This window comes from Peribacillus sp. ACCC06369, assembly GCF_030348945.1.
Classification (GTDB): Bacteria; Bacillota; Bacilli; order Bacillales; family DSM-1321; genus Peribacillus.
Genome location: NZ_JAUCEN010000002.1, coordinates 1693093 through 1713412, shown reverse-complemented (window position 1 = coordinate 1713412; position 20320 = coordinate 1693093). Strand labels below are relative to the sequence as shown.

The 20320-nt window shown below is 41.4% G+C and carries 18 protein-coding genes; all 18 read right to left on the bottom strand.

Translation table 11 applies throughout. The features are described 5' to 3' along the window. Positions 1-315: 315 nt before the first annotated feature. Positions 316-585 (bottom strand): 30S ribosomal protein S15, encoded by a 270-nt coding sequence (gene rpsO / locus QUF78_RS09255; protein ID WP_289324419.1) that lies wholly within the window; start codon positions 583-585, stop codon positions 316-318. 147 nt (positions 586-732) lie between these two features. Continuing rightward, positions 733-1683, bottom strand: a complete 951-nt coding sequence (ribF, locus tag QUF78_RS09250; RefSeq protein WP_289324418.1) for a bifunctional riboflavin kinase/FAD synthetase — start codon at positions 1681-1683, stop codon at positions 733-735. Positions 1684-1716: 33 nt separating this feature from the next. Beyond that, complete coding sequence (truB, locus tag QUF78_RS09245; RefSeq protein WP_289324417.1) at positions 1717-2637, bottom strand: tRNA pseudouridine(55) synthase TruB; 921 nt, start codon at positions 2635-2637, stop codon at positions 1717-1719. Between the two features lie 167 nt (positions 2638-2804). Then, positions 2805-3173 carry a 30S ribosome-binding factor RbfA gene (rbfA, locus tag QUF78_RS09240; protein ID WP_289317125.1) on the bottom strand — a complete coding sequence of 123 codons (369 nt, stop codon included), beginning with the start codon at positions 3171-3173 and terminating at the stop codon, positions 2805-2807. A gap of 18 nt (positions 3174-3191) precedes the next feature. Further along, positions 3192-3473: a DUF503 domain-containing protein gene (locus QUF78_RS09235; RefSeq protein ID WP_057913375.1), complete on the bottom strand. Its 282-nt coding sequence runs from the start codon at positions 3471-3473 to the stop codon at positions 3192-3194. Beyond that, complete coding sequence (gene infB, locus QUF78_RS09230) at positions 3470-5626, bottom strand: translation initiation factor IF-2 (RefSeq protein WP_289324416.1); 2157 nt, start codon at positions 5624-5626, stop codon at positions 3470-3472. Before infB ends, QUF78_RS09235 begins: the two co-directional genes overlap by 4 nt. Positions 5627-5645: 19 nt before the next feature. Then, on the bottom strand, positions 5646-5951 hold the full coding sequence (locus QUF78_RS09225) for a YlxQ family RNA-binding protein (protein WP_061144653.1): 306 nt from the start codon (positions 5949-5951) through the stop codon (positions 5646-5648). Between the two features lie 4 nt (positions 5952-5955). Beyond that, a complete protein-coding gene (gene rnpM / locus QUF78_RS09220; RefSeq protein ID WP_076366461.1) occupies positions 5956-6231 on the bottom strand; it encodes an RNase P modulator RnpM in 276 nt (91 codons plus the stop codon). A gap of 17 nt (positions 6232-6248) precedes the next feature. Continuing rightward, on the bottom strand, positions 6249-7379 hold the full coding sequence (nusA, locus tag QUF78_RS09215) for a transcription termination factor NusA (protein ID WP_061462442.1): 1131 nt from the start codon (positions 7377-7379) through the stop codon (positions 6249-6251). 43 nt (positions 7380-7422) lie between these two features. Further along, positions 7423-7896 carry a ribosome maturation factor RimP gene (gene rimP / locus QUF78_RS09210; RefSeq protein ID WP_289324415.1) on the bottom strand — a complete coding sequence of 158 codons (474 nt, stop codon included), beginning with the start codon at positions 7894-7896 and terminating at the stop codon, positions 7423-7425. Between the two features lie 193 nt (positions 7897-8089). Beyond that, on the bottom strand, positions 8090-12412 hold the full coding sequence (locus QUF78_RS09205) for a PolC-type DNA polymerase III (RefSeq protein ID WP_289324414.1): 4323 nt from the start codon (positions 12410-12412) through the stop codon (positions 8090-8092). Positions 12413-12580: 168 nt separating this feature from the next. Then, positions 12581-14281: a proline--tRNA ligase gene (locus QUF78_RS09200; protein ID WP_289324413.1), complete on the bottom strand. Its 1701-nt coding sequence runs from the start codon at positions 14279-14281 to the stop codon at positions 12581-12583. Between the two features lie 271 nt (positions 14282-14552). Beyond that, positions 14553-15821, bottom strand: a complete 1269-nt coding sequence (gene rseP / locus QUF78_RS09195) for an RIP metalloprotease RseP (RefSeq protein WP_289324412.1) — start codon at positions 15819-15821, stop codon at positions 14553-14555. Between the two features lie 7 nt (positions 15822-15828). Then, a complete protein-coding gene (gene dxr, locus QUF78_RS09190; RefSeq protein WP_289324411.1) occupies positions 15829-16989 on the bottom strand; it encodes a 1-deoxy-D-xylulose-5-phosphate reductoisomerase in 1161 nt (386 codons plus the stop codon). Between the two features lie 43 nt (positions 16990-17032). Then, positions 17033-17830: a phosphatidate cytidylyltransferase gene (locus QUF78_RS09185; RefSeq protein ID WP_289317133.1), complete on the bottom strand. Its 798-nt coding sequence runs from the start codon at positions 17828-17830 to the stop codon at positions 17033-17035. 25 nt (positions 17831-17855) lie between these two features. Continuing rightward, positions 17856-18629 carry an undecaprenyl pyrophosphate synthase gene (locus tag QUF78_RS09180; protein ID WP_289317134.1) on the bottom strand — a complete coding sequence of 258 codons (774 nt, stop codon included), beginning with the start codon at positions 18627-18629 and terminating at the stop codon, positions 17856-17858. Positions 18630-19028: 399 nt separating this feature from the next. Next, the gene (gene frr / locus QUF78_RS09175) at positions 19029-19586 is read right to left on the bottom strand and encodes a ribosome recycling factor (protein ID WP_289317136.1); all 558 of its coding nucleotides are present in this window, start codon (positions 19584-19586) and stop codon (positions 19029-19031) included. 3 nt (positions 19587-19589) lie between these two features. Continuing rightward, the gene (gene pyrH, locus QUF78_RS09170) at positions 19590-20312 is read right to left on the bottom strand and encodes a UMP kinase (protein ID WP_057913387.1); all 723 of its coding nucleotides are present in this window, start codon (positions 20310-20312) and stop codon (positions 19590-19592) included. Between the last annotated feature and the right edge of the window lie 8 nt (positions 20313-20320).

Below are 20320 nucleotides of genomic sequence, written 5' to 3'. Positions count from 1 at the left end.
AAACCCCTCTCTGAATCTTCACTTAGAGGCTTAGTTTACCTAAACCTGTATTGGATTAAATCATTTATATGTGAAAGTAACTGAACTCGAGTTAAAACCAAACTATTCCTATTATGCACGAAAAAAACAAGCATTAACAGTAAAATGAATAAAAATTTCATTCATTTGATTATGTATATCCTAATCATCTATAAATGGAAAAGGACCCGGCACCTGCCGAGTCCCAAGGACGAAGGCTCAGCCTTTAAGTAGAACACGTCCAAATCATTTGATTAACATCAAAAAAGCGGGAAATTTCCCGCCTTCCTGAAAAAATTATCTACGTAGACCTAATTTGTTAATTAGTGTACGGTAACGAGTAACGTCTTTGTTACGTAGGTAAGTTAAAAGATTACGACGTTTACCTACCATTTTAAGAAGACCGCGACGTGAATGGTGGTCTTTTTTATGTGTGCGTAAGTGACCGTTCAAGTTGTTGATTTCTTCTGTTAATACTGCGATTTGAACTTCTGGAGACCCAGTGTCAGTATCGTGAGTTCTGAACTCAACGATAAGTTCGTTTTTGCGTACTTGTGTAATTGCCATGTTATTATTCCTCCTAAAATTCTGTAAAATCACCTATTACCGAGCCAGCGTCGGAGTCTCGACTAGCCAAGCAATGGTTATTTTCATACATACAATAGAATACACGTTTTTCATTAAAATTGCAAGTCCTGTCTATCTAGTGCCCTTTTATGCTTCCAGCTTTGAAAAATAGGATATTGCATTTTGCTTATCCGTTTCTATCTGAGCGACTAATGCTTCAAGTCCGGAAAATTTCTGCTCACTCCGAAGTCTTGTATGCCATTCAACCGTAACCTGGCTGCCATAAATATCTCCCGAGAACTCCAAGGCATGTACCTCTACAGTTGGATATTTAGGTTTTTCTTCGTGGAACGTCGGTTTGTAACCGACATTGCAAACTCCATCATACCATTTACCGCTTATTTTGATCCTTACAGCATAAACGCCAGCAGCAGGGAAGATATAATCGTCGCTTACTTCAATATTAGCTGTGGGGAATCCCAACTTCCTGCCCCGCTTTTCACCGTGAATGACATGACCTTTCGTCAAATAGCGTCGGCCAGCCAAATGATAAAAGTCGGAAAAGTTGCCATTACCGAGAGTTTCCCTGATTCTTGTCGAGCTAACCTTCTCATCTTCAAGTGTCTGTTTTGCAACGACCGTCTGCGAAAACCTTCCTTGTGCGTAAACAGGCAAATCTTCCATCGACCCTTGACCATAGCGGCCGTATGAATAATCAAACCCGGCTACTACGTGACGGACATTCAGACCGGCAATGTATTCGTCAACGAACCGTTCCGGCAGTACCGAAGCAAATTCCTTGCTGAAATGGACAATGAATAAATAATCTATCTCCATCGACTCTATGATATCCACCTTATCTTCAAGTGGAGTGATATAGCGGATATTTTCCGTTTTCCTCCCCAGTACTGCAGAAGGATGGGGGTCAAATGTCATGACTGCTGACTTAAGATTCATTTCATCGGCTTTTTGCTTGGCGGTTTGAATAACGATCTGATGTCCTTTATGTATACCATCAAAAAATCCAAGCGCCATTACAAGCTCAGGAAAATCATCCGATTTATATTGATGAGGATGCTCTATTGCGATCACTTTCACCTTTCAATCTCCTCTTTCCGACGGTAAAACGGTCTATAATTCTTGTGCCAATACTTTTACAGGTTTAATTAATCCCACTTTTGTCGGATGTATTTGATAAATGGCAATGGCCTTACCGGATGTGTCAACCATCACAAAAGGCTTCCCTTTTTCAACAACGACATCCTCTGTTTGTTCCAATACCGCACCGTTAAGTACTTTCTTTGCTACTTTATCACTAATCTGAAATTTGGGCAAATGAAATAATCCCCGCTCCAAAGGCAATAGAAAATCATCCGTTCTTCCGGTTTCCATGAATGCTTCCACCTCAGCAAAAGTAAAACAGTCCTCTTGCTTAAAACCTGCTGATTCAATACGGGTCAAATCTGACATATGTGCAGGAAACCCAAGTGCTTCACCCATCATGACTGCTAGCGTCCGAATGTACGTTCCTTTGCTGCACTTGACGCGAAAACGAAAAGAAATGGTTTCCCCTTTGAATTCAGACCGATCATCGAGTAGGGTAATATCGTAGATGGATACCTCCCTTGTCGGCCTTTCCACTTCCACCCCTGCACGAGCATATTCATATAACTTCTTCCCGTTTACCTTTACGGCTGAAAACATCGGTGGCGTCTGTTTAATTTTCCCAGTCAATGATTCTAACACTTCTAGGATCCGCTCACGCTGAATCACTTGATCAATCTTTTTCTCTTCCACTTTTTCACCGCTTGCGTCTTCAGTTGTCGTTGAAAAACCAAGGGTCACTTCCCCTTCATACGCTTTACCGGCTTCTGTCAAATATTCAGCGATTTTAGTTGCCCTGCCAATACAAATAGGTAAAACCCCTGTTACATCAGGATCTAAAGTGCCTGTATGCCCAACCTTTTTTGTCTTTAAAATTTTTCTTAATTTAAAAACACAATCATGGGATGTCAATCCCTTGGGTTTCCATAATGGAAGAATACCGTTCACGCTTTCACCTCATCATTTATAAAACACCCTAAACGTTATCATGTAGCAAAATGGATTCCATTCCGAAAGGTGTTTTTGGCTTTATTACATATTTCGTTTTCAAAAAAAAGAGACCGACTTCAAGAAGTGCAAAGCACTTATTGAGTCGGCCTCCTTTTACTGCTTGCTTATTCTTCGTCTTTTTCAGCCGGTTTTTCCTCTGAATTGATTTGGGAAATCAACGACTCGATACGATTACCATAATCGACCGATTCATCAAATTCAAAAAACAGCTCAGGGGTTTTGCGCAGGCGGATTCTTTGCCCAATTTCTGAACGCATGAATCCTTTGGCCTTTGCTAGGCCTTGAAGGGTTTTCTCCCGTTGTTCCTGATCACCCAAAACGGAAATATAAACTGTTGCCTGTTGTAAATCGCCTGTGACCGCGACATCCGTCACGGTAACAAATCCGATTCTTGGATCTTTAATTTTTCGGCCGATAATTTCACTCAGCTCTTTTTTCATTTGTTCGCCAACACGATTTGAACGAAGGCTCATTAATATCACCTCGATAGCCTAAAGCCAGTCTATATCTGTTATTGTTCGCTCTAGTTCCGGAAAAGAATCTAGAAATTTAAGGGCATTTTGAAGTTCCCGCTCTGTAGCCTTCCTTGAGGACGTTACGGTTACGATAGTAATCTTTGTCCGCTGCCATAAATCCTGAAAATCGGTCTCGGCTACAGAAATATTGAACTTCTGTTTAAGCCGTGTCATGACACGCTGAAGCACGGCCCGTTTTTCTTTCAAAGAATGGGTGTCATGGATGATGCATTCACATTGGACGGAGCCAACGATCATTTACGTTCGATCTCTTCCATTACATACGCTTCGATTACATCGCCTTCTTTAAGGTCGTTGTAATTTTTAATGGTAATACCGCACTCATAGTTCGTTGCCACTTCTTTAACATCATCTTTAAAACGTTTCAATGCATCAATTTCACCTTCGTAAATGACGACACCTTCACGAATTAAGCGAATTCCGCTATCACGTGTAATTTTTCCTTCTGTAACATATGAACCGGCGATAGTACCAACTTTTGATACTTTGAATGTCGTACGAACTTCGGCCTGACCAATAATTTTTTCTTCGAATTCAGGGTCAAGCATCCCTTTCATAGCCGATTCGATCTCTTCGATCGCTTTATAGATGATGCGGTGAAGGCGTACATCAACATTTTCCGATTCAGCTGCACGCTTAGCATTCACGTCAGGACGGACGTTAAATCCGATGACGATTGCATTGGAAGCTGTAGCAAGGATGATATCAGACTCTGTTATTGCACCGACGCCAGTGTGTATGATTTTCACTTTAGCGCCTTCCACTTCTATTTTATTCAGGGAAGCGGCTACTGCTTCCGCAGAACCTTGAACATCCGCTTTTAGAATGATGTTCAATTCTTTAATTTCCCCTTCTTTCATTTGCTCGAACAATGTATCAAGCGTTACACGGGATTTTTCATTACGTTGTGAAGCAAGTTGTCTCTGCGCACGCACTTCCCCAACTTGACGGGCCGTTTTCTCATCTTCAAAGACGATGAAACGATCTCCGGCCTGCGGCACTTCATTCAATCCAGTGATTTCAACCGGTGTTGAAGGACCTGCATCCTTAACACGGCGTCCAAGGTCGTTAAGCATAGCACGTACACGTCCGAATGTATTACCGATAACAATCGGATCTCCGACCTTCAACGTTCCGTTTTGAACTAACAAAGTAGCAACCGATCCGCGACCTTTATCCAAACGCGCTTCGATAACCGTACCATTCGCTTTACGAGTTGGATTCGCTTTATACTCTTCCACTTCACTGACAAGAAGAATCATTTCAAGCAAGCTATCGATACCTTCACCGTTTTTGGCTGAAATAGGTACGAAAATTGTGTCTCCGCCCCACGCTTCAGAAACTAAGCCATGTTCTGTCAATTCTTGCATGACACGGTCCGGATTAGCAGCTTCTTTATCCATTTTATTAACAGCAACGATAATTGGAACTTCTGCCGCTTTAGCATGGTTAATCGCTTCAACCGTTTGAGGCATTACACCATCATCCGCAGCTACAACTAGGATTGTGATATCCGTAACCAGAGCTCCACGAGCACGCATTGTTGTAAACGCAGCATGTCCTGGTGTATCAAGGAATGTAATTTTCTTGTCGTTAACATTAACTTGATAAGCACCAATATGCTGAGTGATTCCGCCTGCTTCACCTTCCGTTACTTTCGTATGGCGAATAGAATCAAGCAATGTTGTTTTACCATGGTCAACGTGTCCCATGATCGTTACGACAGCCGGACGCTCGATCAAATCTTCAGAAGCATCTTCGGTTACCAATGACTCAAGGTCAGTTAAGTCAACACGAATCTCTTCTTCAGCCAATACACCGTATTCCGTACAGATTAATTCGATAGCATCTTTATCCAAAGTTTGGTTAATTGTAGCCATCACACCAAGCATAAAGAGCTTTTTAATGATTTCAGATGGTTCACGGTGAAGCTTTTTACCAAGTTCCATTACAGTCAAAGACTCATAAAACGTAATTTTCTCTGGTAATTCTCTTTCTTTACGTTTTGTAACGGGAGCCTGAGGTGCTTGTTGTCTTTGTTTATTATTTTTATTCTTATTATTGCGGCCCCTGTTAAACTGCCCAGTTGGTTTTTTCGTACCTACAGGCTTAACTGGTGGTTTCTTCTTCAGTTTTTCTTTATTGACTGTGCTCTTTTCATCTGCTTCAGCTTCGTACTTCGCAACCGTAGCGTTAGCTTTTGGTTCAGCAGCTTGGCTTTTATCTTCGTTTTTAGGTTTAATTGAATCGTTTAATTTATTTACAGTTGAATCGTCTAATGCTGTCATATGGTTTGTTACCTCTATATTCATTTCTTTAAGTTTATTTATTACATCCTTGCTTGAAACGTTCTTTTGTTTTGCATATTCATATACACGCAATTTTGTCATACGTTCACCCCCGTAAAATTTAATCGAGCAGCGTTCGGAGTTTTTGTGCAAAACCTTCATCCAGAACTGCGACGGCAACTCTAGCATCCTTACCTATCGCATGGCCGAGCATAGACCTGCTTTCGACTCTTTTTAAAGGAACCTGATAAAATGCGCACTTATCAGATATTTTTTTTTCAGTGTTTTTTGAAGCGTCCGCGGATAAAATAACAACTTTGGCATTACCGCTTCTAATCTCTTTAACCACTAATTCTTCACCCGAAATTAGCTTGCGTGCTCGATTGGCCAAACCTAATAGAGACATCCATTGTTGTTGTTGGGTCATGGTGTTAGTTGTTCTCCTTATTCACTAATTCAAGCAATTGTTCATAAAGGGAAGAATCGATTTGGGTACTAAGGTGATTAGCCAGCACATTTTTCTTTTTGGCCAGCTCGATAACATCCCGATCAAGAGTCAAATAAGCTCCCCTTCCCGATTTCTTTCCGGTCGGATCAAGGCTGACTTCCCCTTCTTTAGATCGAACGATGCGAATGAGTTCTTTTTTCGGCTTCATTTCGCCTGTAGCCACACATTTACGCATCGGGATTTTTTTTCGGCTATTCATCTTTTTTCACCTCTGAATTACTCGTTATCCTCTTCGAAATCTGTTTCCTCTTCATTAACATAACTATCTCTGCTCAAAAGGAATTCCTGTTCTTCCACTGGATAAATACCAGCTTCGCGGGCTTCCGTTTCACTCTTGATATCAATTTTCCAGCCTGTAAGTTTGGCAGCTAAACGGGCATTTTGTCCACGCTTACCAATTGCCAGGGAAAGTTGATAATCAGGAACGATTACAGTCGTTGCCTTTTCTTCTTCTTTTACGATGACTTCAAGTACTTTTGAAGGGCTTAAAGCATTCGCAACGAAAATGACCGGATTCTCCGACCATTTAACGATATCGATCTTTTCACCTTTCAATTCATTGACGATGGCCTGAACACGTTGTCCTTTTTGGCCTACACAGGAACCGACAGGATCGACTTCTTCGTTATCGGAATGCACGGAAATTTTTGAACGGTCGCCTGCTTCGCGGGCAACTGACTTAATTTCCACTGTTCCATCAAAAATTTCTGGCACTTCGATTTCGAATAAACGTTTTAAAAGGCCAGGATGTGAACGGGATACAAAAATTTGCGGGCCCTTGGAAGTCTTTTCAACTTTAGTGATGAAAACTTTAATGCGATCATGAGGTTTATACTGTTCATTCGGCATTTGCTCATTCACCGGGAGCAAAGCTTCGATTTTACCTAGGCTCACATAAATGAATCGGGAATCCTGGCGTTGAACGATGCCAGTCATGATATCCTCTTCGCGATCGATGAACTCGGCGTAAATGATGCCTCTTTCTGCTTCACGCACCCTTTGAGTAACGACTTGTTTGGCAGTTTGTGCTGCAATACGGCCGAAATCCTTTGGTGTTACTTCCATTTCGACAATATCCTCTAACTGGTAGTTGGGATCAATTGCTCTTGCTTCTTCAACAGAAATTTCCAGACGTGAATCGAATACTTCGTCAACAACGTCTTTTCTGGCAAATACACGCATAGTTCCTTTACCAAGATTCAAGTCGATACGTACATTTTGTGCTTGGTTAAAGTTACGGCGGTATGCCGATATAAGAGCAGCTTCAATCGCGTCGATCAAAACTTCCCTGGAAATTCCTTTTTCGTTTTCTAAAATATAGAGAGCATCCAATAACTCATTGCCCATGGTGATCCCCCTTACGGATATTTAAATTAATGATTTGCTTGACTTAAGAGAAGGTAATCGCCAATCTTGCTTTGGCCACCTTTTCGAATGGTATGACAATCGTTTTCTTTCTTGTCTTGATTCTGACTTCGAGTGTCACTTCTTTACCATCGAAACTGGTTAAGATTCCTTCGAATTCTTTTTCATCTAAAATGGGCTCGTATGTTTTTATGTAAACATTTTTACCGATAGCTTTAAGGAAATCCTTCTCTTTTTTCAGAGGCCTTTCAGCTCCGGGTGATGAAACTTCGAGAAAATAATTTTGTGGAATCGGATCAACCTCATCAAGCTTTTCACTGAGTTTTTCACTTACATTTCCGCAATCTTCAATATCTACGCCTGTTTCTTTATCAATGTATACTCGAAGGAACCAGGTTTTACCTTCCTTCACATACTCCACTTCGACTAATTCAAGCTGCAATTCTTCAAGAATTGGTAATGCTAATTCTTCTACAACTTCCGTTACCTTTTTACTCATTTGTTTCCTCCATACGTGCGTTGTATGCGCTTGGTTTCGGATTCAAAATTAAATGGTCAATACAACACGAAAGAGTGGGTTTCCCCACTCTTGCCATTGGTTCCTCTTAGTATTTCCAATAAAAATATACCATAATCAAGATATTTATGCAAATATCATGTCTGTTTCTTCCTTTTTTCCATCAGTTTCCTCTTTAAAATAAAGATAACTGATTTTGTTCGGGTAATGATTCCAGGCATCCTTGTTTATCAAGGTATTCAAGGATGGTCTTCGAAACCTTTCCCCGTTGCTGAAGGTCTTCTTTCGAAAGGAATTCACCATTCTTGCGTGCGTTGACGATATTGATGGCCGCATTCGTGCCAAGACCAGGTATCGAATTGAAAGGCGGAATCAAATTATTGCCTTCAATTATGAATTGATCAGCACTGGATTTGTACAAATCCACTTTAGCGAATGCATATCCGCGTTCACACATTTCCAAAGCTAGTTCAAGAACCGTCAATGTATTCTTTTCCTTTGTGGATGCATCCAATCCCTTTACGGTAATTTCTTCAATTTTCGATTTGATTGCTTGCGATCCCCGTGTCATGGCGTCGATTTCAAAATCATCGGCACGTACCGTGAAATAGGCTGCATAATACAATAAAGGCAGATGCACTTTAAAATAGGCAATCCGGACAGCCATTAAGACGTAAGCTGCAGCATGGGCTTTCGGGAACATGTATTTAATCTTCTTACATGAATCGATATACCATTCCGGCACCTCATTTTTCCTCATTTCCTCTTCGAATTCCTCCGAGAGCCCTTTCCCTTTACGTACAGATTCCATTATTTTAAACGCTAGGGAAGGATCTAGTCCTTGATAAATCAGATAGACCATAATATCATCCCGGCAACCGATAACCTCACTTAGTGTACATATCCGGTTGTGGATCAGCTCCTGTGCATTGCTCAACCATACATCCGTACCGTGAGAAAGCCCTGAGATCTGAACAAGCTCGGAAAATGTTGTAGGTTTCGTATCTTCAAGCATCTGCCGGACGAAACGGGTTCCAAATTCGGGAATGCCGAGCGTACCCGTTTTACACATGATCTGTTCTTCGGTAACACCTAAAGATTCGGTACTGCTGAATATTTTCATTACTTCAGGATCATCAGTAGGAACGGTCTTTGGATCGATGCCGCTTAAATCTTGAAGCATCCGGATCACGGTCGGATCATCATGTCCAAGTATATCGAGTTTCAAAATATTATCGTGAATGGAATGGAAATCAAAGTGAGTTGTTTTCCACTCGGAATTCCTGTCATCCGCAGGGAACTGAATAGGTGTGAAATCATAAATATCCATATAATCCGGAACAACTATGATTCCGCCAGGATGCTGTCCTGTCGTCCGTTTCACCCCAGTACAACCGGCAACAAGGCGGTCAGTCTCAGCTCCGCGCATATGGATGTTATTATCAGCGGAATACCCCTTTACATACCCATAAGCTGTTTTTTCAGCGACCGTGCCAATCGTTCCCGCACGATAGACATATTCTTCACCGAATAAAACTTTCGTATAGTTATGGGCCTTCGGCTGATATTCACCCGAGAAGTTCAAGTCGATATCGGGAACCTTATCCCCTTTAAATCCAAGGAAGGTTTCAAACGGGATATCATGCCCGTCTTTTGTATAAGCAATGTCACAATCGGGACAATCTTTATCTGGCAGGTCAAATCCCGAACCTACCGAACCGTCATTGAAGAATTCGGATTTCTTGCACTCCGGACATACATAATGCGGTGGAAGCGGATTTACCTCCGTTATTTCAGTCATCGTGGCAACGAAAGATGATCCAACCGATCCCCTTGAGCCAACTAGATAACCATCATTCAATGATTTTTTTACTAGTTTGTGAGAAATTAAATAAATAACGGCAAACCCGTGGCCAATGATGCTTTTCAATTCTTTCTCAAGACGGGCTTCCACGATTTCCGGCAGGTTCTCTCCATAAATCTTCCTTGCCATGCCATAGCTCATCTCACGCATCTCTTCTTCGGCACCTTCGATTTTAGGTGTATATAGCTCGTCCTTGATTGGCTTGATTTCTTCAATCATATCAGCGATTTTATTCGTATTAGTTACCACGACCTCTTTGGCTTTCTCAGAACCAAGGAAGGAAAATTCCCGTAGCATTTCATCAGTTGTCCGAAAATGTACGTCAGGCAGCTTATGACGATTCAGCGGATTTGCTCCACCTTGTGAATTTACAAGGATTTTCCGGTAAATTTTATCATTCGGATCCAAATAATGCACATTTCCCGTGGCTACGACAGGTTTATCCAATTTTTCACCAAGCTTGACGATATTGGAGATGATTGTTTCTAACGATTTATCATCCCGGACATATTCAAGCTCAATCAAATGTTGATACACTTCCTTCGGATGGATTTCAAGATAATCGTAGAATTCGGCGATATCGACGACTTCCTCAAAACCCTTCTGCATCATCCCTTCAAAAACTTCCCCTTTATCGCATCCGGACCCTACCAAAATTCCTTCACGATACTTTTTAAGTTGTGAGCGCGGTATCCGGGGCACACGATAATAATAATCGATGTGAGATATCGAAACTAATTTGAAAAGGTTTTTTAAGCCTGCCTGTGTTTGCGCGATCAACGTACAATGGGACGGCCGGGAACGCTGATAAGCATTTCCTTTACCCATATTGTCATTAAGCTGATCATGATGGGTAATCTCTTTTTCCATTGCATCCTTCAGCATCTTCAGCATAAGGTAACCTGTAGCTTCGGCATCATAAATGGCCCTATGATGCTGGGTCAAATCAATATCGAACTTTTTACATAATGTATTCAACCGGTGATTTTTAAACTCCGGATATAAGAATCGGGCAAGTTCCAATGTATCAAGAACAGGATTGGAAGCTTTAGGATAACCCATGTTTTTATAACCTATATTCAAAAAGCCCATATCGAAGGCTGCGTTGTGGGCAACCAGGATCGCATCGCCTGCCCAGTTCTTGAACTTTTCAAGTACTTCCGAGACTTCTGGAGCATTTTCTACAAGATCATCAGTGATTCCAGTCAAGTCTATCGTCGTATTGGATAATGGGTGATGCGGATTTGCAAATGACTCGAATCGATCAATGATGTCACCGTCACGAATTTTCACTGCAGCAAATTCAATGATCGTATCATATACGGCCGACAGGCCTGTCGTCTCAACGTCAAACACAACGTAGGTGGCATCTGCCAAAGCGATATGCGCCTCATTATAAACAATGGGCACCCCATCATTCACAAGGTTCACTTCGACGCCATAAAGGATTTTGATACCATTCTTTTTCCCGGCACTATAAGCTTCAGGAAATGATTGTGCACCTGCATGATCTGTAATGGCAACAGCCTTATGCCCCCACTTGGCTGCCTGGGCAACTAACGCAGAAGTAGGTGTCACTGCATCCATCTGGCTCATCGGGGTATGCATATGCAGTTCTACACGCTTTTCTCCTTCAGGTGCCTTATCCTGCCGTCCTTGTTTAGAAATTTCATTTATATCATTTGCGATCATTACCAGGTCACGTACGAATGTATCATTTTGGATACTGCCTTGGGCACGTACCCACATCCCTTTTTTCACTCTGGCAAGTATGGCCGCATCCTCTTTATCACGCGAAAACATTTTGACCAATATCGAGCTTGTATAATCGGTGACTTTAAATGTCAACAGGCTCCGTCCGCTGCGTAACTCACGCACTTCTGCATCAAACACGAAGCCTTCGATAGCAATCCTGCGCTCTTCATCGATAATCTGTTCGATTCTGCGGAAATCCGCATCTTCTTTAATCGTATAGCCAATTTTAACCGGTCCTTCGTAGGCGCCATCGTCGCCGCCTTTTTCCGATTCTTTCTTCTGCATTTCCACCAGGGCAGCAAGTCCCTTTTCCGCGTCTTCCTTTTGTTTCTCTTCTAGAAACTTCTGGTAATCAGGGTTCGAAACAGTTTCCTTCACTTCCGCTTCCAGAGTCAACGGGGGAAAACCGAATGTTTGGTAGATATTCGAAATGATGCCGGAGTATTTTCGTTTCAACTGTCCAGCCTCCGTATCATTTCGGGCGCTTACGATAAGTTTATATCCATTCACTGTGGGTTCTTGTTCATTCAGAAGTGATAACAGTGCTGGAGACATGCCTTCAAGCTCGCCAATGCAGTTTTTCCAATACTCTTTTACCAATTGTTCCGTCACTTGCGGGTTGGCGACATTCAAGTTGAATGTAACCTTCGCAATATGGGAAAACGTACTTGCTAAATGAGTAGCTAATCTTGTATGAACACTGCATGGAATTAATGCAGGTATATTAAAGGCAAAATGCCATGTTTTGGATTCCCTCTCGATTGAGAGTTTATCAATTTCGGCACCTATGAAATAATTCACAAAGGCATCCTCAGTCAAGTCCATTTGCTGGAGCAAGAGTTGAAATCTCTCTCTACCGCTATTTGGATTTTGATCCATTTCCTCTCTCCCCTATCTACTATCTCTCAAGATATTATTCACTTTCATTTTCACTACGATATCAGAGGCTATTATAACATATCACGAATGTTTCACTAGTATCTAAATCCATGAAAAGGAAAGGCATCATCCAATTGAATGATGCCTACCTATTTTTAAATTTATTATTTATCCTAGTATTTCGTGAAGTTTTTGAGTTAGTTCAGATCTTTCAATTTCAAGAACCTCACCCGTTTTACGGATTTTCACTTCGACGATACCCTCGGATGCCTTTTTACCGACCGTCACCCTTACAGGAAGACCGATCAGGTCAGAGTCAGCAAATTTTACGCCAGCACGTTCTTGACGATCATCCATAAGAACATCCATGCCTTGTGCCTTTAGGTCATTATATAAATCTTCTGCCAGCGCAGCCTGAGCCTCATCCTTCATATTGATTGGAATCAAATGAACTTGGTATGGCGCTAAATTCGATGGCCAGACCAATCCTTTTTCATCGTTGAATTGTTCAGCTACAGCTGCAAGTGTACGGGAAACACCAATACCATAACAGCCCATGATCATAGGCTGCGACCGTCCATTCTCATCCAGGAATGTCGCATTCATAGCTTCGGAATATTTAGTTCCCAGTTTGAATACATGGCCAACCTCAATCCCTTTGGCAAATTTAATTTTTCCGTTTCCGTCCGGTGATGGGTCACCCTCTTGAATGAAACGAAGATCTATATAATTAGCCACGTTAAAATCACGATCGGGATTTACGTTCACATAATGATGGTCTTCATCATTTGCACCACAGATACCATTAACCATTGCTTCGACGGCAACATCGGCAATCACTTCCACTTCAGAAGTGACGTTGATTGGTCCAAGAGATCCAATTGTACATCCTAGGACTTCTTTCGTCTCATTTGGATCGACCAATTCAACGATTGAAGCGTTATAGAAATTCTTCAGCTTGATATCATTGACTTCATGATCTCCTCGTACCAATACAAGCACATACTTTTCATCCACTTTGAACAATAACGATTTGATCAGTTTCTCTGCTTCGGTATTTAAGAATGAAGCCACTTCTTCAATCGATTTTTGACCAGGTGTATGAATTTTTTCAAGTGCGATTTGTGCTTCGGAGCTTTTTTCATATATTACACTCACCGGTGCCATTTCAATATTTGCTGCATAATCGGAAGTATCAGAATAGGCAATGGTATCTTCCCCTATTTCAGATAGGACCATGAATTCATGTGTATCCTTTCCGCCCATCGCCCCCGAATCGGCAATGACGGCACGGAAGTCCAACCCACAACGGCTAAATATATTTGAATATGCCGCATATAAATTTTTATAAACAGCATCCAAGCTTTCTTGATTGGCATGAAAGGAATAAGCATCCTTCATGATGAACTCACGTCCACGCAACAATCCGAAACGTGGTCTTTTTTCATCACGGAATTTGGTTTGGATTTGGTAAACCGTTAAAGGAAGACGCTTGTAGGATTTCACTTCATCACGAACTAAGCTGGTAATCACTTCTTCATGTGTGGCACCAAGCGCAAATTCACGGTTGTTGCGGTCCCTAAGGCGCATCAACTCTGGACCATAGGTATACCAGCGTCCAGATTCCTGCCAGAATTCGGCTTGTTGTAGAGCCGGCATCAATAGTTCTACTGCGCCAGCATTCTCCATCTCTTCCCGAACAATCGCTTCAACCTTTTGAAGCACTCTTTTTCCAAGCGGCATAAAACTATAAACCCCGCTGGAGTTTTGTCTCATAAATCCTGCACGTAATAGAAGCTGATGACTTTTGATTTCAGCATCCGCAGGCACTTCTCTCAATGTAGGGATCAACGTCATACTTTGTTTCATATCTGCACCTCTTCAATATTTCCTTTTAATTTAACTCTTCTACGGTAAGATTCATACCGCAGCATGATTACGGTCATATCATACAAAAAAGACTTTCTGCGTTATTCAGAAAAGCTAATTTAATATACTCATTCTCGATTATACTTACGATTTCCCTAGAAAACAAACTATTTCCCCAAAACCGTTAAAAAACTAGGAAATGACTTTCTTTCTTCAGAAAGAAACAGCCAACAGAAAAATCTGCTGGCCTGTTTACTTACCCAAACATGTCTTATAAGAAGAATCGCTGAATGTCATTCCATGTAACGACAATCATCAATAACATCAGCAATGCAAAGCCGATGAAGTGAACCATTCCTTCTTTTTGGCGATCGATCGGTTTCCCTCTTAAGAATTCGACCACAAAGAATAACAATCTTCCTCCATCCAATGCCGGTAGCGGCAGCAGGTTCATGATTCCCAGGTTAATGCTGAGCAGCCCTGCCCATTTCATTAAAGTGAATAAACCTTGTTTCGCTACTTCTTCAGTTGATTTATATATTCCTACAGGACCGGATAGACTGTCAATCGTAAATCCACCCGTTACGAGGTCACCAAGGATGATGAAGATTTGTTTTGTCCAGAAATACGTTTCTGTAAAACCATATTGTATGGCTTTAATCGGTGCTTTTTCAACTGGAGGGTAAACACCGATAATCCCGATTTTCTTACCTTCCCTCTCCACTTCTTGTGGAACAACCGGCACTTCTAATGTTTTCCCGTCCCTGTCAACGACAAACTCGATCTCTTGTCCGGGGTTCTTTTGAATGCTTTCCTGAACATCCCCCCAAGAAGACACTTCCGTCCCTTCTATGGATTGAATGACATCCCCAGATTTTAAACCGGCATTTACAGCCGAACCATCTGGAGTCAACTCACCAAGTTTCGCTTCATCCACCACGACTCCTTGAAACAAGCCGATCAACACAAAAATGACAAAAGCCAAAACGAAGTTCATTGCCGGACCAGCTATAATCGTAAGAAAACGATGCCCAAGCGACTTTGAGGCAAATTGCCGGTCAAATGGAGCAATCTGGTTCTCCACACCATTTTCAACGATTACCGCTTCTTTATGAATGGTAAACGTTTTTAATGTAGCTTCCTCGCCCTCTTCATAACCAGTAAGGATAAGTTTATGATCAAGGTCGATCACTTCAACTTCCACAATACGAATATCAGGATATTTATCTTTGTTGTTCAAAATGATTTTTGTAACATTCTCTTCATTATCAAACATTAATCCTACTCGATAGCCGGGCTTCAATTCGATATTTTCTGCGTCTTCACCAGCCATACGCACATATCCGCCCAATGGAAGCAATCGAATGGTATAAACGGTTTCCTTCTTTTTATATGTGAATACTTTTGGCCCGAAACCTATTGCGAACTCACGGCATAAAATTCCGGCACGCTTTGCGAATACTAAGTGTCCAAGCTCATGGAAAAATACAAGAGCGCCAAAAATGATGATGAACGCTATAATCGTTTCTAAAGTCTGCATGTTCCGGTCACCTATCTTTCACTAAAGATTCTATATACTGCCTAGTCATATTATCCACTTCCTGAATCGTTTCTAAATCAGGAAGGGCTATGACAGAATGCTGATTCAGCGCTTTTTCAATTAACGTTTCAATTTCAAGGAAGGATACCTTTCCAGATAAGAACGCAGAAACTGCCGCTTCATTGGCGGCATTCAAAACGGTAGTCATCGTTCCGCCCATTTTACCCGCTTTATAGGCGAATTGCAAACAAGGATATCTGCTGAAATCCATATCGCTAAAATGCAGTTTGCCCGCTTCAGCAAGGTTCAGGCGTTTACGCCCTTCTAGCGGCATACGGTCTGGATAAGTAAGTGCATATTGTATCGGCACTCGCATATCCGGTGAACCCAGTTGCGCTATCACGCTGGAGTCATGAAACTCAACCATGGAATGGATGACGCTCTCCTTATGTAGCAATACATCAATTTTATCGTATGGAAGATCGAATAGCCAGTGGGCCTCAATCACTTCCAAACCCTTATTCATCATTGAAGCTGAATCGATCGTGATTTTCGCTCCCATTGACCAGTTCGGATGGTTCAGCGCCTCTTCCACCGTTACACCCTTCAATTCTTCCCTGGTCCGATCGCGAAAACTGCCTCCTGAAGCAGTGATGACAAGACGTTCTATATTTTTTTCCCTTTCACCCTGCAATGCCTGAAAAATAGCGGAATGCTCACTATCAACCGGCAGCAATCTAACCCCCGCCTTTTTAGCTTCACTTATAACCAAATGACCTGCCGTTACCAAAGTTTCCTTGTTGGCGATAGCAATATCCTTTTTAGCCTTTATTGCTTGAAGTGTCGGATAAAGGCCCACGCTTCCGATGACGGCATTGACCAATATCGTCGCTTGATCAAACACAGCAACAGCAGTCATTCCCTCATCGCCATACATGAACTCGATATCCTTGCGGCTGAAGAATTCACTTTTCAAAACATGATAATCTTCTTCCGTCTGGACTGAAACTAGTTTCGGTTCAAACTCTTGTATATAGGCCCTTACCAATTCTATATTCTTTCCAGCAGAAAGCGCCACTATCTTGAATTGATCGGGATGGGACCTTACCACATCCGCTGTTTGTTGACCAATCGAACCTGTCGCGCCCAAAAGGCTGATATTTTTCAAATTGCTCATCTCCTAATTCATTAAACACTTGCCTATATTTATATTATAAAACATGCAATAAATGCAAAATCGGTAAAATGAATATCACGCTATCAAGCCTGTCCAAAATTCCACCGTGTCCCGGGAGAAGCTTCCCGGAATCCTTAACCCCATAATGACGTTTATACGCCGATTGGACGAGATCGCCCAATTGGCCGAATACCCCAATGATCAATGAAATCAATAATAATTGTAATAATGTGTAGTCAAGACTGGAGAAGGCGTAAAATAGCACACCCACTACCATCGCGGAACATAACCCGCCGATAAATCCTTCAACCGTCTTGTTTGGACTTATTTCTGGCCATAGCTTTCTTTTACCAAGTGATTTACCTATGAAGTATGCTCCGGAATCGGTTGCCCAGATCGTAAATAATGTAAGCAAGATATAGATAAGACCCAACCCTAAAGAGTCACGTGTTTCGAATAGGTAGTAGAAACCCATTCCCAGGTATAGGACCGAAATCACTAAAAATCCTGCATCATCAAAAGTAAAACGGTTTTTTGAAACGACTGTATAAAGTAATAGCAGCAATACCCCGATTAAGAAGACTTGCACTTTATCGTAATTTATTTCCGCTAAAAAAGCGGTATGTTCATTAGGCAATAAAAGTACCCACAATAATATGTGAGAAAGAAATGCTTCAAAAGATAGTACACGTAAATTTTTCATTTTCATCAGTTCATACAAACCAATGGACCCCAACAGATAAACCGTCAGTAAAAAGGGAATGCCCCCTAAAATGACTAGTGGAATGAAGATAGCGGCAACTACGACCGCCGTAATAATTCGTTGTTTCATTATTCCATTTTCCTCGCCTTCTACATTAAACGCCACCGAATCTTCGTGAACGTTTTTGATACTCCTCAACTGCCTGCAATAAATGCTCTTCACTAAAATCCGGCCATAGCACCTCTGTAAACCAAAGCTCAGTATAAGCCGCCTGCCAAAGCATGAAATTACTCAAACGGATTTCACCGCTTGTACGGATCAGTAAATCCGGATCCGACAAATGTTTGGTCATCAGATAACTGGATAGCATTTCCTCAGTTACATTTTCCTTTACTATACCATTCTTAGCATCTTGAATGATGCTATTCACTGCAGATACAATCTCCCCACGGCTTCCATAGTTAAGGGCAAAATTCAGAATCATCCCATCATTATCCTTCGTATCTTCCATTGCCCGTTTAACGGCATTTTGAGTATGTGCAGGAATGAGTGATATGTCCCCGATCGTTTCAACTCTTACATTTTCGGAAATGAGCTCAGGTAAAAATGTCCCAAGAAATTCCTGGGGAAGCTTCATCAAAAAGTCGACTTCACTTTTCGGACGTTTCCAGTTTTCAGTGGAAAACGCATAGACTGTCAAAGTTTTGACCCCTAATTTATTGGCAACTTTCGTAATTTTACGAACGGTTTTCATTCCTTCATGATGACCCGCCACACGTGGCAATGCACGCTTTTTGGCCCAACGGCCGTTTCCATCCATTATGATGGCGATATGCTGAGGAACATCAAACTGTTTAATATGCTGAATCCTATTTGTTACATCGGAAGAAGCATCTTTATTAACGAAACGCTTCCAAAGTGAATACATATGTTAGTCCCCCATCAGGTTGTACTTATCTCTCTACAAAGGCAAAGTTTTCGTGCACTATGTATATCAAGCTTTCTGCCGCTTAAAAAGAATCTATATTATAATATCAAAAAAAAACTCGTTCTCATATTATTATTATGAAAATTATTTCTTCATTAGAAGCTAGAAAGGGAGAAATCATTACTTCTTTTATTCTAAAACCGGTTATGATTACAATGAAAAATGCAAAAAAAGGACCACCTCCAACGTTTGCATGCAACATACTAACTCAAGGAGTAATCATTATCGGAGAAACCTTATTATAACAGTTTTCTCTTTTAAGCACACCTATATGTTAGAACCAAGACATGACCCTGTATGGATTCGGCCCTCTTTATTTAAAAAATTCTTAAATGGAAATTATACTTCCAAAATTTCTTTTTCTTTATCTTTTGTAATCTCATCGATTTTCGTGATATTGCCATCTGTCATCTTTTGGATGTCATCAGCATAGCCACGTAAATCATCTTCAGTGATTTCACCATTTTTTTCAAGCTTTTTCAAATCATCATTAGCATCGCGACGCACATTACGGACAGCTATTTTTGCTTCTTCCGCTTCTTTTTTGACAACTTTCACAAGCTCTTTTCTGCGTTCTTCAGTTAAAGCCGGGATGGCTATCCTGATGATCGATCCATCATTAGAAGGATTTAAGCCTAAATCCGATTTCAAAATCGCCTTTTCAATTTCACCTAATACTGTCTTATCATATGGTTGAATGACCAAAAGTCTTGCTTCCGGGACAGAAATACCAGCCACCTGATTAACTGGTGTCGGCGAACCATAATAATCAATCGAGATTCTATCAAGCAATGAGGCATTTGCCCTTCCGGCACGGATGCTGGCTAATTCACGTGTGTACGCTCCAATGGCTTTTTCCATTTTCGTTTTCGCATTCGAAATAACTTGTTTCGGCATCTTTTATTTCCCCCTTACAATAGTTCCAAGCGTTTCGCCTAGAACGGCTCGTTTAATATTACCTTTTTCCATAATCGAGAAGACAATCAATGGTATATCATTGTCCATGCATAATGAGGACGCAGTCGAATCCATTACTTCCAATCCTTCTTTAATCACATCAAGATAGGAAAGTTCATCATACTTCACTGCATTTTTGTCCTTAACCGGATCTGCATTGTAAACGCCATCCACATTATTCTTCGCCATCAAGATGACATCAGCTTCAATTTCAGCAGCGCGCAGGGCGGCAGTGGTATCCGTCGAAAAGTATGGATTACCTGTACCAGCTGCAAAAATCACCACTCTTTTTTTCTCTAGATGCCTGATTGCACGGCGTCTGATATATGGTTCTGCAACTTGTCTCATCTCAATGGAAGTTTGAACGCGCGTTTCAATTCCAAGCTGATCAAGGCTGTCTTGTAATGCCAATGAGTTCATGACTGTAGCAAGCATACCCATATAATCGGCATTAGCACGATCCATACCCATTTCACTGCCTATTTTCCCGCGCCAAATGTTTCCGCCGCCGACAACGACAGCCACTTCCACATCAAGCTCAGCCACTTCCTTGACTTGTTCAGCAATAGATTTAATTACTGCAGGGTTAATTCCAAATCCTTCTTCACCGGCTAATGCTTCGCCACTTAGTTTTAGAACGACACGTTTATATTTAGCGTTACTCATGAGAACCT